Annotated in this window: 12 protein-coding genes; 9 read left to right on the top strand and 3 right to left on the bottom strand. The window is 60.9% G+C overall.

The window, feature by feature from the left end; genetic code table 11:
* The first annotated feature begins 167 nt into the window (after positions 1 to 167).
* The 8 genes from T424_RS0107390 (at position 168) to dxs (ending at position 8,753) form a co-directional block, all read left to right on the top strand.
* On the top strand, positions 168 to 2,228 hold the full coding sequence (locus T424_RS0107390) for a methyl-accepting chemotaxis protein (RefSeq protein ID WP_027487172.1): 2,061 nt from the start codon (positions 168 to 170) through the stop codon (positions 2,226 to 2,228).
* 460 nt (positions 2,229 to 2,688) lie between these two features.
* Positions 2,689 to 2,982, top strand: coding sequence for a hypothetical protein (locus T424_RS0107385; RefSeq protein ID WP_027487171.1), 294 nt, complete (start codon positions 2,689 to 2,691; stop codon positions 2,980 to 2,982).
* A gap of 466 nt (positions 2,983 to 3,448) precedes the next feature.
* On the top strand, positions 3,449 to 4,129 hold the full coding sequence (locus T424_RS0107380; protein ID WP_027487170.1) for an energy-coupling factor ABC transporter ATP-binding protein: 681 nt from the start codon (positions 3,449 to 3,451) through the stop codon (positions 4,127 to 4,129).
* Positions 4,126 to 4,782, top strand: a complete 657-nt coding sequence (locus T424_RS20375; protein WP_051558843.1) for an energy-coupling factor transporter transmembrane component T family protein — start codon at positions 4,126 to 4,128, stop codon at positions 4,780 to 4,782. Before T424_RS0107380 ends, T424_RS20375 begins: the two co-directional genes overlap by 4 nt.
* The gene (locus T424_RS0107370; protein ID WP_027487169.1) at positions 4,769 to 5,335 is read left to right on the top strand and encodes a biotin transporter BioY; all 567 of its coding nucleotides are present in this window, start codon (positions 4,769 to 4,771) and stop codon (positions 5,333 to 5,335) included. Before T424_RS20375 ends, T424_RS0107370 begins: the two co-directional genes overlap by 14 nt.
* 124 nt (positions 5,336 to 5,459) lie before the next feature.
* Positions 5,460 to 6,395 carry a histone deacetylase family protein gene (locus T424_RS0107365; RefSeq protein WP_027487168.1) on the top strand — a complete coding sequence of 312 codons (936 nt, stop codon included), beginning with the start codon at positions 5,460 to 5,462 and terminating at the stop codon, positions 6,393 to 6,395.
* Between the two features lie 2 nt (positions 6,396 to 6,397).
* A complete protein-coding gene (locus T424_RS0107360) occupies positions 6,398 to 6,643 on the top strand; it encodes an exodeoxyribonuclease VII small subunit (RefSeq protein WP_027487167.1) in 246 nt (81 codons plus the stop codon).
* A 184-nt stretch (positions 6,644 to 6,827) separates the two neighbouring features.
* Positions 6,828 to 8,753 (top strand): 1-deoxy-D-xylulose-5-phosphate synthase, encoded by a 1,926-nt coding sequence (gene dxs / locus T424_RS0107350; RefSeq protein ID WP_027487166.1) that lies wholly within the window; start codon positions 6,828 to 6,830, stop codon positions 8,751 to 8,753.
* Positions 8,754 to 8,759: 6 nt separating this feature from the next.
* Here the strand turns inward: dxs and T424_RS0107345 are convergent, their stop codons facing one another.
* The 3 genes from T424_RS0107345 to T424_RS20370 form a co-directional block, all read right to left on the bottom strand.
* Complete coding sequence (locus T424_RS0107345) at positions 8,760 to 9,332, bottom strand: nucleoside 2-deoxyribosyltransferase (RefSeq protein ID WP_037066920.1); 573 nt, start codon at positions 9,330 to 9,332, stop codon at positions 8,760 to 8,762.
* A 23-nt stretch (positions 9,333 to 9,355) separates the two neighbouring features.
* On the bottom strand, positions 9,356 to 10,450 hold the full coding sequence (aroC, locus tag T424_RS0107340; RefSeq protein WP_027487164.1) for a chorismate synthase: 1,095 nt from the start codon (positions 10,448 to 10,450) through the stop codon (positions 9,356 to 9,358).
* 141 nt (positions 10,451 to 10,591) lie between these two features.
* A complete protein-coding gene (locus tag T424_RS20370; RefSeq protein WP_245269479.1) occupies positions 10,592 to 13,036 on the bottom strand; it encodes a sensor domain-containing protein in 2,445 nt (814 codons plus the stop codon).
* Positions 13,037 to 13,637: 601 nt separating this feature from the next.
* On the opposite strand from T424_RS20370, the gene T424_RS0107330 reads away from it, so the two are divergent.
* Complete coding sequence (locus T424_RS0107330) at positions 13,638 to 13,898, top strand: DUF1344 domain-containing protein (protein ID WP_027487163.1); 261 nt, start codon at positions 13,638 to 13,640, stop codon at positions 13,896 to 13,898.
* Positions 13,899 to 14,065 lie beyond the last annotated feature (167 nt).

The raw sequence follows: 14,065 nt of genomic DNA, 5'->3' as shown, positions 1-14,065 counted from the left end.
GCCTCCTGTGGTTGCACGTCCGCCCCTTGTCCTCGCTCTCGGGCGTGGGAAACGAGGTGGGGCGCGGCATTTGCAGGATGTGGCAGGGGGCGCTGGAGCGGGCAGGGGCAAGAGTTTTGTCCTGATCTTCCGCTCTGCCGCAACAGCATCAGGAGTGGATGGAACGCATGTCTTTTCAGAATTTATCGCTCAGCAAAAAACTTTATCTGACATTTTGCGCGATCATGGCGGGCTGCTTCCTGGCCTCGATGGTGGTTCTCGTGCAGGGCCGCAAGGCAACCGAGGCCTCGTTGCAGCAATTGCGTGTCGAGCATGTGATCGAGGCGGTGGACCGCGCCCAGCAAGCCATGCTGGAGGAAGCGACGAACCAGCGTGGCTACATGCTGCTGCGTTCCGATAGCACGCTTCAGGCCACGCAGGCCGCGCGAGAGCTTCTGGTGAAGACGCTTGGGGAAATTCGCACCGGTCTGACCGGTCGGGATGCGCTGCTGAAGAGCCTGGATGACATGCAGGCTGCCGCCGACCGTTATCACAATAGCCGCGCCGTGCCGCAGATGCAGGCGGTGAAGGACGGCATGTCCATCGACGACGCCATGAAGATCGGCGCATCCGCCGGTCCCGGCGAGCTTGACCAGTTCCGTCAGGCGGCAACCGCGCTGCGCGGCGAGCTGGCCTCCGTGGGGCTCGTCTATCGCGATGCCCAGCGCGCCGCCCATGCCAATCTTGAATTTGCGCTGATTGCCGGATGTGGCGTGGCCGGTTCGGTTGCCGTGCTGCTGATCTGGATGCTGGCGCGTTCCATCGTCGTGCCGATCACCGGCATGACGGCTGCCATGACCCGGCTGGCCGAGGGCGATAACGGTGTGGATGTGCCTGCCGTGAACCGCGCCGATGAAGTGGGCCGCATGGCCAAGGCGGTGCTGGTGTTCAAGGACGCCGCCGTCGAAAAGCTGCGCCTGACATCGCAGGCCGATGCCCTGCGCCGCCAGTCTGAAGAGGAGCAGCGCCGCAGCGAGGCGGAAAAGCAGCGGGAAACGGAAGAAATCTCCTTCGCCGTCGCCGAGCTTGGCCATGGTCTGGTGGAACTTGCCAATGGCAATGTCTCCTGCCGCCTCGACAAGCCCTTTGCCGAACGGCTCGACAGCCTGCGCATCAATTTCAATGACAGCCTGCAAAAATTGCAGGCCGCCCTTCGCACCGTTGGCGACAATGCCCAGGCAATCAATGCTGGCGCTGCCGAAATCCGCGCTTCCGCTGACGATCTTGCCCGCCGTACCGAGCAGCAGGCGGCATCCGTGGAAGAAACCGCCGCAGCCCTGGAGCAGGTGACGCGCACGGTCAAGGACAGCGCCCGCCGCGCCGAGGATGTGGGCCAGCTCGTGACCGCAACCCGCACCGGCGCCGAGCGCTCCGGCGATGTGGTGCGCAAGGCGGTTGCCGCCATGACCGAGATCGAGAAGTCCTCCGGCGAGATCGGCAATATTATCGGCGTGATCGAAGATATTGCATTCCAGACCAATCTTCTGGCGCTGAATGCCGGCGTTGAGGCGGCACGTGCGGGTGAGGCGGGCAAGGGCTTTGCCGTCGTTGCCCAGGAAGTGCGGGCGCTTGCCGAGCGTTCGGCCAATGCCGCCAAGGAGATCAAGGGCCTCATCGGCACATCCTCCACCCAGGTTGGCCACGGCGTGGAACTGGTGGGCGAAACCGGCCGCGAACTGGAGCAGATCGTCAAGGCGGTGCAGGAAATCAGCGAAAACGTCAGTGCGATCGTCACGGCCAGCCGCGAGCAATCCACCGGCCTTTCGGAGATCAATATTGCCGTGACGGCGATGGATCAGGGCACGCAAAAAAACGCCGCAATGGTGGAAGAGCAGACCGCTGCAAGCCATACGCTGGCAACGGAGGCCGATGCGCTCATGCATCTGCTGCGTCAGTTCAAGCTGGGCGAGGGGCAGACCCATTCGCAATCCCATTCGCAATCCAAGTCGCAATCCCATGCGCCGATGCGGCCTGCCACCGCAAGCGCATCACCAGCCGCCGCGCCCGCAGCGGCACCAGCCAAGAAGGCCGAATCCCGACCCTTTATGCGCAAGGCTGGGCCTGTCGCCGCCAGTTCCGCCCAGCGTGCGGTGGCCTCGCCCGCCCGCGCCCTGGCCAGCAAGCTCACCAGCGCCTTCGGCGGCGCAAGCGCAAGCTCCAGTGTAAAGCAGGAATGGACGGAGTTTTGATCCGCTCTGCCTGAAGCATTTTCAGGAAAAGCCTATTCACGGTTTTCTGTGCGGAAATGCGGGAAAACAAAAGCCTGGAGCGCGTCCTGTGAACCTTGGTTCACAGGACGCGCTTTACGACCTTGCGGCAGTCCGTACGAAAAGGCCTGACGGCATCGGCCAATTTCGGGCTGATCGGATTTGCAGATTCGCAAAATACCGGAATAAACACCCGATTTTACAACCGCATTTCTGAAAATTTCAGCATTTCAGCCCTGCATTGTGGAGGATTTCGGAAAGGTTGCGAACCTTCCAGCCATTGTAATCGTTAGGTTTTTCTTAAATTTATCGCTGCCAAACTATATCTAGCTGCCATTATTCTGGCCGACACCATTAGTCGTAAGGGCCGATCCGGGCGCAAGCTTCGCGCAAGCTTCAAAGGTTAACAGAGCCTTAACGAAGCGAAGGAAAGGGGCCTGCGATGAGGATCGACAGCAGCCTTGGGAATTCTACATATCAGAACCGTTACGTCTATGGCGTCACCACGGCTGAGGATACGGTTGCCGAAACGGCGACCGCGACACGGTCGCGCTCTGCGGGCGGCAACTCCACCAGCACGCTTTTATCGGCGTCTCTGGCAAATGCCCTGTGGAGCCTCGACGGCAAGGCCGGAAGCGCGGCAAATGCGACTGTGAAGGAGGATGAAGATGCGTCCTCCCCGGTTCAGCAGGTCGAAGCGCGTTACCTCGAAAACATGTATCTCGACGAAGCGTGAAAACGCCTCGTCTGTCCTCAGGGCTCACCCGGATGCAGCGGCGCTCCGGGTGGGCCTTGTTGTATTTTCGCGGCCTTGATGGAGGCTGTTCGATGCCGAGACGGCGCTGCGTGAATTTACGCCCGTCTTACGCTTTTCGGACGGAAACCGGTTTCCACTTTTCCTGAACATGCTCTATAGGCATAGTATACGGTGCTGAGGTATGTCGGGTGGCCTACCCCCCTCTGCCTTGCCAGGCATCTCCCCCTCAAGGGGGAGATTGCAATACGGACAAAGCGCCATTCTTCAAAGAGTATTGGCGACGACGGCCTTTTTCAGGAATTCAGGCAGGGCCTTGATCTTGCCGATCTCCCCCCTTGAGGGGGAGATGTCCGGCAGGACAGAGGGGGGTAAGCCACACGCAAAACCGTAGCGTCGTGTCCTGTGCTCTATAGGGAAAGCAGCCGGTTAAGGGGTTGAAAACCGCTTGGATATTTGTTTCGAACAGGCCAGCCTGTCCTATCAGGACCATGTGGCGCTTCAGCCATTGAGCTTGCGGCTCTGCGAGGCGCGCATTGGCGTGATTGGCCTGAACGGATCGGGAAAGTCCAGCTTTGCCCGTCTCATCAAGGGTCTGGTCAGGCCCAGCAGCGGGCGTGTGCTGCTGGACGGGCTGGATACCGTCAAGGATGCAAAAGCGGTTTTGCCGCTCACCGGCTTCATTTTTCAAAATCCGGCCAATCAGATCATCCTGCCGATCATCCGGGAGGATGTCGCCATGGGTCCAAAATCGCAGGGCCTGAAGGGCAGCGCGCTGAAAGAGGCGGTTGAAGGCGCGCTGGCCGGTCTTGGCATCGCGCATCTGGCGCATCGGCGCCCGCACGAGCTTTCCGGCGGGCAATTGCAGCTTGCCGCGCTGGCCGCCGTTCTGGTGACGCGGCCGAAACTGGTGATTTTCGATGAGCCCACCAACCAGCTCGATCTGAAAAACCGCGCCCGCGTGCAGGCCGCCATCGATGGCTTGCAGGAGCAGGCCATTGTCATCAGCCATGATCTGGAACTGGTGGCCTCTTTTCAGCGGGTGCTGGTGTTCCATCAGGGCAATCTCGCCTTCGATGGCGCCGCTGGCGAGGCGATTGCCCGCTACCGGGAGATTGCGCGGTCATGATCAGCCTCTATGTGGCTGGAAACGGTCCGTTGCATCGCCTGCCCGCCGCATTCAAGCTTTTGAGCCTTGCGGTGCTTGCCGGGGTGGTGCTTTCCCTTCCGGGCGTTGGCTTGCTGGCGCTTGCGGCGGCCCTTGCGCTAGGGCTCTATCTTTGCGCGGCCCGTCCGGTGCTGCGGGCGCTGATTGCCCTGCGCCCGCTTGCCTTTTCCATAGCGCTCATCGCAGGTTTCACGGCGCTCTTGGCGGGGCCATCCGATGGGCTGCTGGCGCTGCTGCGGTTGTCGGCGCTTGCGCTTCTGGCCGCTGCCGTTACCGCCAGCACGACGCTGGAGGAATTCATGGCGGTGATAGAGCGCGCCGCCCGGCCGCTGGAAAAGCTGGGGCTCGCCCATGCCGCCGATCTCAGCCTGGCGGTGGGGCTGGCGCTACGCTTCCTGCCGGATGTTCTGACCCGCTACCGTGCCATAGCCGAAGCGCATCAGGCCCGCGGGCAAAAGCTGAAGCCGGTGACGCTGATCGGCCCGCTGATGATTTCCGTGCTGCGCGAGGCCGATGCCATTGCCAGCGCCATTGACGCGCGCGGCATTCGCGGCCATGAAAAGGCAAAGCCGTCCCGATCTGCCCGTGGAGGAGAAAACCATGCAGACCCGTGATCTCGTTCTTATTGCCCTGTTTGCGGCCATCATCGCCGCGTTGGGCCTTGTTCCGGCCATTCCGCTGGCCTTCATTCCGGTGCCGATCACCGCGCAGACGCTGGGCGTGATGCTGGCTGGCGTGGTGCTTGGCGCCCGGCGCGGCGGGCTGGCCGGTGGCCTGTTCCTGCTGCTCGTGGCCATTGGCCTGCCGGTGCTGCCCGGTGGACGCGGCGGGCTTTCGGTGTTTTTCGGGCCCACGGGTGGCTTTCTGCTGAGCTGGCCGTTCGGCGCTTTCGTCACGGGCCTTATGGCAGAGCGCCTTGCGCTCAGCAGCGCGTCGGCCACGCGCCAGACTCTGGGCTTCTTCCTCTCCGCCACCCTTGGCGGCATCGGCGTGGTCTATCTCATCGGCATCGTTTTCCTGGCTGCTGTTACGGGTATGGGGCTTCCCAAGGCCATGCTGGGCTCCGTGGCCTTCATTCCGGGTGATCTTCTCAAGGCGGGGATTGCAGCCCTTGCGGGCCGCGCGGTCATGGTGGGCTATCCGCTTCTGGGCCAGCGCACGGCCTGAGGGCTTGCGGGCAACCAGGGCCCGCTTTTGCGGGGTTTGCGGTGCTTTGCAGCAATCCTTTCCTCTCCCGCTTGCATCGGATAATGCTTTGACCATGTAATACATGGCTGGAAGGAGCTTGGCGGTGACGACACGTCTCTATGAAAATCCGATTTTCCTGGAACATCGGACCCCGCCGGGCCATCCCGAAAGGCCGGACCGGCTGCGCTCGCTCAACATTGCGCTGGAACATCCGAATTTCTCCGGTCTCGAGCGCAAGGAGGCGCCGCAGGCCAATGAGGATGCGGTAACACTGGCCCATCCGGAGGAGCATCTCTTTGCGGTGATGCGCGAGGTGCCGGAAGAGGATGAGCGCATCAACCAGATCGAGGCCGACACCTATGCCTCGCAAAAAAGCCTGCAAGTGGCCCTGACGGCGATTGGCGGGGCCATGGCCGCCGTGGACGACGTGATGACCGGCAAGGCCGACAATGTGTTCGTGGCCGGACGCCCGCCGGGCCATCATGCTGAAAAGACCCGCGCCATGGGCTTTTGCCTGTTCAACACGGTGGCGATTGCCGCCCGCCACGCGCAGAAGGTTTACGGCGTGGAGCGGGTTGCCATCGTGGATTGGGACGTGCATCACGGCAATGGCACCCAGGATATTTTCTGGGACGATCCATCGGTTTTGTTCTGTTCCACCCACCAGATGCCGCTTTACCCCTGGACCGGCAAAAAGGAGGAGGCGGGCGCCCATGGCACCATCGTCAACGCGCCGCTTTCTGAAAATGCCGGTTCCGATCATTTCCGCGAGGCGTTCAAATCGCGGGTGCTGCCAGCCCTTCACGATTTTGCCCCCGACCTCATCCTGATTTCCGCCGGATTCGATGCCCATCACCGCGATCCGCTGGCGCAGATCAATCTGGTCGGCGAGGATTTCGACTGGGCAACGGGCCGCCTGATGGAAGTGGCGGATCGTTTTGCGGGCAACAGGGTCGTCAGCCTGCTGGAAGGCGGCTATGATCTTGAGGGTCTCGCCGAGTCGGCGGGGATGCATATTTCGAGATTGATGAAGGGTTGAGTATGACGGACGGCGCCAACGACATCGCAAGCTATTCCTTTGAAAAGGCGGTGGCGGAACTGGAAGGCATTGTAGCGCGGCTGGAACGCGGCGATGTGGCGCTGGACGAATCCATCGCCATCTACGAGCGCGGCGAGCTGTTGAAAAAACATTGCGAAACCCTGCTGAATGCCGCCGAGAACCGCATCGAGAAAATCCGCCTGGATCGCGCCGGCAAGCCGCAGGGCGTGGAGCCGCTGGACGGCTGAGCGAGTTTCTGCCGAAAGGGCGGAAAGCTCAGGCTTGCCGCCTTATCCTCTTTGCGAAAGCCCCGCAGAAGCCTATATAGCTCAACAGGGCAGTGCTGCCCTTCAATGTTCCCTTTGTGCGGCAGGCCATGCTTGCCGAACGAGGGTTCCGCGAAACCAAGAATGACAAGAGGCCGGAGCCCACGTGACCGCCACGCCGAATACACCGCTGCTCGATCAGGTAAGATTTCCCGCAGACCTTCGCCATGTCGAAGACAAGGATCTGCCGAAGCTGGCGCGCGAATTGCGCGACGAGATGATCGATGCCGTTTCCGTGACAGGTGGCCATCTCGGCGCGGGCCTTGGCGTGGTGGAACTCACCATTGCCATTCACAAGGTGTTCGAAACGCCGCATGACCGGCTGATCTTCGATGTCGGGCACCAGTGCTACCCGCACAAGATCCTCACCGGCCGTCGCGAGCGCATCCGCACCCTGCGGCAGGAAGACGGGCTTTCCGGCTTTACCAAGCGGGCCGAAAGCGAATTCGACCCCTTTGGCGCGGCCCATTCTTCCACCTCCATCTCCGCCGGTCTCGGCATGGCGGTCGCGGCGGAGCTTTCCGGCACGCCGCGCAATGTGATTGCCGTGATCGGCGATGGCGCGCTTTCGGCCGGCATGGCCTATGAGGCGCTGAACAATGCCGGTGCGCTGGATGCCCGGCTGATCGTCATTCTCAACGATAACGACATGTCGATTGCGCCCCCCACCGGGGCGATGAGCGCCTATCTGGCGCGGCTTGCCTCTGGCCGCACCTATATGGGTTTCCGGGAATTCGGCAAGAAGCTCACCGCCTATCTCGGCAAGAACATTGACCGGGCCATCACGCGCGCGGTGGAACATGCCCGTGGCTATGTCACCGGCGGCACCATGTTCGAGGAAATGGGTTTTTACCATATCGGCCCGATCGACGGCCATTCCTTCGACCATCTCCTGCCGGTTCTGCGCAATGTGCGCGACAATGCGCAAGGACCGGTGCTGATCCATGTGGTGACGCAAAAGGGCAAGGGCTATCCGCCCGCCGAAGCCGCCGCCGACAAATATCACGGCGTCAACAAGTTCGATGTCATCACCGGCGCCCAGGCGAAGGCCAAGCCGAATGCGCCGAGCTATACGAGTGTCTTTGCCGAGGCGCTGGTTGAGGAAGCCCGCCACGACGACAGGATCGTCGGCATCACCGCCGCCATGCCCTCCGGCACGGGGCTGGACAAGCTTCAGGATGTGTTTCCCGAACGCACTTTCGATGTCGGCATTGCCGAGCAACATGCCGTGACCTTTGCCGCAGGCCTTGCGGCGGAAGGCTACAAGCCCTTCTGCGCGCTTTATTCCACCTTCCTGCAACGCGGTTACGATCAGGTGGTGCATGATGTGGCCATTCAGGGCCTGCCGGTGCGCTTTCCCATCGACCGCGCCGGTTTTGTCGGCGCCGATGGCCCGACCCATGCCGGTTCCTTCGATACCAGCTTCCTTGCCAATCTGCCCGGCTTCGTGGTGATGGCCGCTGCCGACGAGGCGGAACTCAAGCATATGGTGCGTACGGCGGCGGCCTATGACGCAGGCCCGATTTCCTTCCGCTATCCGCGCGGCGAGGGGGTCGGCGTGCAAATGCCGGAACGTGGCGAGATTCTGGAAATCGGCAAGGGCCGGATCATGAAGGAAGGCACCAAGGTGGCGCTTCTTTCCTTCGGCACGCGGCTGGCCGACTGTCTTGTCGCAGCCGAAGATCTCGATGCCGCCGGTCTTTCGACCACGGTTGCCGATGCCCGCTTTGCCAAGCCTCTCGACCACGACCTCATCCGCCGTCTCGCCCGCGAGCACGCGCTGCTGATCACGGTGGAGGAGGGGGCCATTGGCGGTTTCGGCTCGCAAGTCGCGCATTTCCTCATCAATGAGGGCCTGCTGGATGAAGGGCTGAAACTGCGCTCGCTGGTGTTGCCCGATGTCTGGATGGATCAGGCCAAGCCCGAAACCATGTATGCCAAGGCCGGTCTCGACGCCAAGGGCATCGTCTCCACCGTATTCAAGGCTTTTCCGGGTTTGAGCCAGGAGCAGTTGCGGGTGCTGGGCGGGTAAGCCTGCTCACTTCGCCACCGCCTCAGCCAACGCCTTCAGGCACTGTTCGAAGCCGGTCAGATCGGTCAACACCTTATCGGCAGGGGCAGGGTGGACGATGATCGGGCCACCCCGGCGCTCTACGCCGCCATGCAGCATCAGATTTTCGATCATCTCGAAATCTTCGAGTGCCGTTCCATCCGTGGCGCGCTTACGGCCGTCTTCCCATTCGCGCACATTGCCCTGATAAAAGGCGCTGGTGCGGGCAAAGTGATTTTCCGCCACATTGGTATAGGCCGCCAGCAGCTTGCCCTGGGCGCACATATAGCCAAGTTCGAAGGCCGTGCCGGGATCGGCGGCGATGCCGCGAAAGGGCGTGAGATTGGCAATCACGCCATCGGCGGAATTCATCATGCCCTCATCGACGGCGCTGATCTTCAGGCCAAATTCATGCCGCGTCGGGGCGGGCTCGATGGAGATGTCGCCGGGGCAGATCGGCGTGAAGCCGTAGGAGCGGGTCAGTTCCGCCTTGGCATCCAGCACCTCGCGGGCATTGGGCAAAAACACTTCCGGACCGGCAAGATAAAGCTTCAAGGACATGGTTTACTCAAAAATTTCAAATATCAGCGCTGTTTGCCGTTCTGGCCACGGTCGCGCAGAAAGTGGTCAGCCAGTGCGCAGGCCACCATGGCCTCGCCCACCGGCACGGCGCGAATGCCGACGCAGGGGTCGTGACGGCCCTTGGTGCGCACATCGACATTCTTGCCATCGGCATCGATGGATTGCCGCTCGGTCAGAATGGAGGAGGTGGGCTTGATGGCAAAGCGCGCCACGATCGGCTCGCCGGTGGAAATGCCGCCGAGAATGCCGCCTGCATGGTTGGAGAGGAAAAGCGGCTTGCCGTCATTGCCCATGCGCATCTGATCGGCATTTTCTTCCCCGGTGATTTCGGCGGCTGCAAAACCATTGCCGATTTCCACGCCCTTGACGGCGTTGATCGACATCAGCAGCGCGGAAATATCCTGATCCAGCTTGCCATAGATCGGCGCGCCGAGCCCGGCGGGCACGCCTTCGGCCACCACTTCCACCACCGCGCCAACGGAGGAGCCCGCCTTGCGGATGTCATCCAGATAGTCTTCCCAGACGGGCACGATCGTCGGGTCCGGGGCAAAAAAGGGGTTGTTGTCCACTTCCGCCCAATCCCAGTTGGCGCGATCGATCTTGTGTTTGCCGATCTGCACCAGCGCGCCACGGATTTTCACATCGGGCAGCACCAGCCGGGCAATGCCGCCAGCGGCAACACGCGCTGCCGTTTCGCGGGCCGAGGAACGGCCGCCGCCGCGATAGTCGCGAATGCCATATTTGACATCATAGGTGTAGTCAGCATGGCCGGGGCGGTATTGCCGGGCAATTTCGCCATAATCCTTGGAGCGCTGGTCGGTATTCTCGATCATCAGCGAAATCGGCGTGCCGGTGGTGATCATCGAGCCATCTTCCTGCGGCATGACGCCGGAAAGAACCTTGACGAGATCGGCCTCGCGGCGCTGCGTGACGAAGCGGGATTGTCCCGGCTTGCGCTTGTCCAGCCAGATTTGCAGGTCTTCCAGCGTGAAGCGCAATCCGGGCGGGCAGCCATCGACCACGGCGCCCAAAGCGGGTCCGTGGCTTTCGCCCCAGGTGGTAACGCGGAAGAGATGGCCGAAACTGTTATGCGACATGAGCTTGAACCGGATGCTATGGCAGGGCGGCCCGCAATGGGCCATTTCTCTTACCCATCTGCAAGGGCACTGTGAAGCCCAATTGCACGCATCTCGGTTCCGGGGTCAAAACTCAAGCAAATTGGCGCCTGTGGCGGGCGCTCAACCGGCCAGCCTTTTTACATCCTGCTCGGCAAAGCGGGTAAAATCTTCAAAGGGCAGCGGCTTGGCAAAGGCATAGCCTTGCAGGAGGTCGCAGCCCAGTTCGCGCAGCACATCGGCATGTTCGCGGCTTTCCACGCCTTCCGCCACCGTTTCGATGCCAAGAGAGCGGGCAATATCGATGATGGAGCGGATCAGCGCCCGTTCGCGCGGCGCTTCCACCACCGGCAGAACAAGCTGCCTGTCGATCTTCAGCCGCTTGGGCTTGAGTTTGAGCAGGCTGATGATGGAGGTGTGGCCGGTGCCAAAATCATCCACTTCTATTTCAATGCCCAGCGCCTTGAGGCGCTCGATATTCTCGGCGGCCACCGCATCGGTATCGTCGAGAAAAATCGATTCCACCAGTTCGAAGGCAATTTCGCCCTTCTGGATGCTGAGCCCTTCCAGGGTCGAGATAAGGTTTTCATCGTTCAGCCGCCGGGAGGAGACATTCACCGAAACACGCGGCACGGCAAGCCCCATGGCGGTCCAGCGCATCTTGTCCTTCAGGGCCTGCTCCAGCACCATCTGGTCTATGCGGCCCATCAGGTTCAGTTCCTCGGCGATCTTCAGGAAGCTGTGGGTGGCCATATAGCCCTTTTCCGGGTGGTTCCAGCGCACCAGGGCTTCCGCGCCTGCCAGCATCATCGTCTGGCTGCAAAATTGCGGCTGGTACCATACGGTCAGTTCGTCACGCTCGAAGGCGGCCAAAAAATCGTCGGTCATGCGGCGGGAATTGACGATATTGGCCTGCAAATGTTCGGTAAAGAATTCAAAGGCGTTGCGACCCCTGCGCTTGGCCTCGTAAAGCGCCAGATCGGCATTGATCAGCACCTTGCGGGCATCGCGGCTGAAGGCCCCGCCCTTGGCGATGCCGATGGAAACGCCGCAGCGGCAGGGCGTGCCTTCGAAGTCGATGGGAATGTTGATGTCCTCGATGATCCGGCTGGCCAGCGTGGCAATGGCCTGATCGGTCACGGTCCGTTTCAGCAGGATCACGAATTCATCGCCGCCAATGCGCGCAGTCAGGTCGCCATGTTCCACAAGGCGGTTGAGAATGCCTGCGGCATTGACCAGCATGGCATCGCCAGCCGCATGGCCCAGCGTGTCGTTGATTTCCTTGAAGCGGTCGAGATCGAGATGCAGCAGCGTGTAGCTGAGGGCTGCCGTTCCGGCCTGTTCGCTGAGCATATCCAGCTCGCGATCAAGCCTGCGGCGGTTGCTCAACCCCGTCAGCGGATCATGCAGGGCATTGTATTCAATGCGGTTCTTGGCCATTTCCAGCTCGATGGCGCGGGTTTCTGCCTCGCCCTTGGCCTTGCGCAGCTCCTCGGTCAACAGCACGTCGGCGGTCACGTCGAAGGCCACGCCGATCAGCTTGCGGCGGCCATCGCGGGCATTGTGAACCTGGCCGACAATGCGCACATGCCGCACACTGCCATTGGCAAGCAGCAGACGATGCGTTTCATCCAGCCGCGAGGCTTGTGTGACGGCCTGGTCGGCGGCGGCCTGAAGGCGCGCACGGTCGGCCTTGTGAACATTCTTCAGCCAGCGGGCATCGCTGACATGGCCCTCGATGCGCGGCACGTCGTAAAGCTGGGCCATGCGCTCATCCCAGATGCGATGGCCGCGCACGAAATCATGCTCCCATACCCCGCAATCATAGGAGGCCAGCGCCAGCTCGAAACGGTGCGAAAGCTCTTCCAGTTGCTGTTCGCGCAGCGTCAGCTCGTCGAGCGCCAGCTCCAGCTCGGCATTCTTGATGTCGGAAACTTCCTTGGCATTGCGCAGCGTGTTCTGCATGGCAATATCGGCGGTGACGTCGAAAATCACCCCCGTCACCTTGTGACTGGCGGCAGAGCAGGAGCCGACAGAGCGCAGATAGCGCTGTTCTCCCGACGCCTCCACGCGATAGGTTTCGCTGGTGGTGCCGGTCTTCAATTGCGAACAGCGGAAGATATAGATTTCTGCCCTTTCCCGATCCTGCGGATGAATGCTTTCAAGCCAGGCCTCGCGGCCCTCGATCAGTCCGGCTTGCAGACCATGCAACTGGCTGGCGCGGCTGTCATGCGTGAGCGTGCCGTTCAGCGTGTCCAGTTCCCAGATGCCGATGTTGGAACTGTCCATGGCCAGATCGAACCGCTGCGCCAGATCGCGATTATATTCCTCCCGTGCCTCCAGCTGCCTTTCGAAGGAGTTTCTCTGCCAGTAAAACAGCCCGACGCCGGAAAGCACGGCCAGCAGCGAGAGCAACACGCCCGGTGGCGGCGCCTTGGCCGTTCCGGCGGAGGAAAGAACAATCCCGGCCAGCACAAGCGAAATGCACAGCACAAGCATGAACTCATGCCGCCTGTACCGCTCCGAGACGATCTTCGATAACGCCGCCAATACTCTGTTACGCTGCAAGATAAGCCCCACCGGATCCCGTAATCGTCTGGTTGCCGTTCAACCGCCCGGCGCATGGCGCAGACAGCACGCCTGCCATGAACCCTGCGCCAAAGAAGCGTGCCGCACCATGCTGCAACCCCTCTCGTCCCGTAAAGACGGGGATGCACCGGCATCCCCATGCCTTGGGAGAAGAAGGGCCAAGCCTAGGATGGGCTCTGTTAATTTAGCCTTTTCAGAGGGAGCTATAATTCGAACTTGTCACATTAATCCCAATTAAGGTCAGGGAAAGGTTTACGCGGCCCGTTCCGGGGCATGGACGCAAAAGCGACCACAGTTTTGCCGGAAATGCTCTGCTGCATAATTCCTTAAATCGGAATCGATTTAAGGTGAAAATTATGCCGCAGATTTAAAGTGTTACAGCGTCCTTTGTGCGTTTGATAAAACGCACGGCGCTGTAAAACCTGTTTACTCCGCGGCTTTGGCGCGGGATGGCGCTTGAATTGCGTCGGATCCCTGCGAAAATACTGGGAAATGGCCACAGGGCCGGGCAAATTTTGCCATATTCGGCACGCTTAGTGGACGGATCGAGGATTGGACGAACATGAAGAGGGCCACACGGATGCGCTTCCTGATAGCAACGCTCTTGCTGACCGCAAGCTTCCTTCAGCCCATGCAGGTCTTTGCCGCCAGCGACGATGTGGAATCGACCATCAAATCCATCAACCAGCAAAAGCTGGTCCTGACGCTCGAAGACGGCAAGACCTATTCCCTGCCGGAAGAATTCAATTTCGAAGGATTGAAGCCGGGGCAAAAGGTGATCGTTTCCTTCACCACCGTGGACGGCAAGCGCGTCGTGGATGATCTTCAGCTTGTAGAATAGGCTGGCGGCTGTCCATAAAATCCGGTTTCGCCCCGGCCGGATTATGCTCTCAGCTTTTGTTTATCCGCATTTCCGGATGGAAAACCGTGACTACACTTTTCTCGGAACAATACTCAAGGGCGAATGTCCACACACCCTAGAGCGGTTCATTGTTTCACGGAAACATT

The sequence above is a fragment of the Allorhizobium undicola ORS 992 = ATCC 700741 genome, assembly GCF_000621665.1.
Taxonomy (GTDB): domain Bacteria; phylum Pseudomonadota; class Alphaproteobacteria; order Rhizobiales; family Rhizobiaceae; genus Allorhizobium; species Allorhizobium undicola.
The sequence above is the reverse complement of the archived record's forward strand: the minus strand, read 5'-3'. Positions and strand labels throughout refer to the sequence as shown.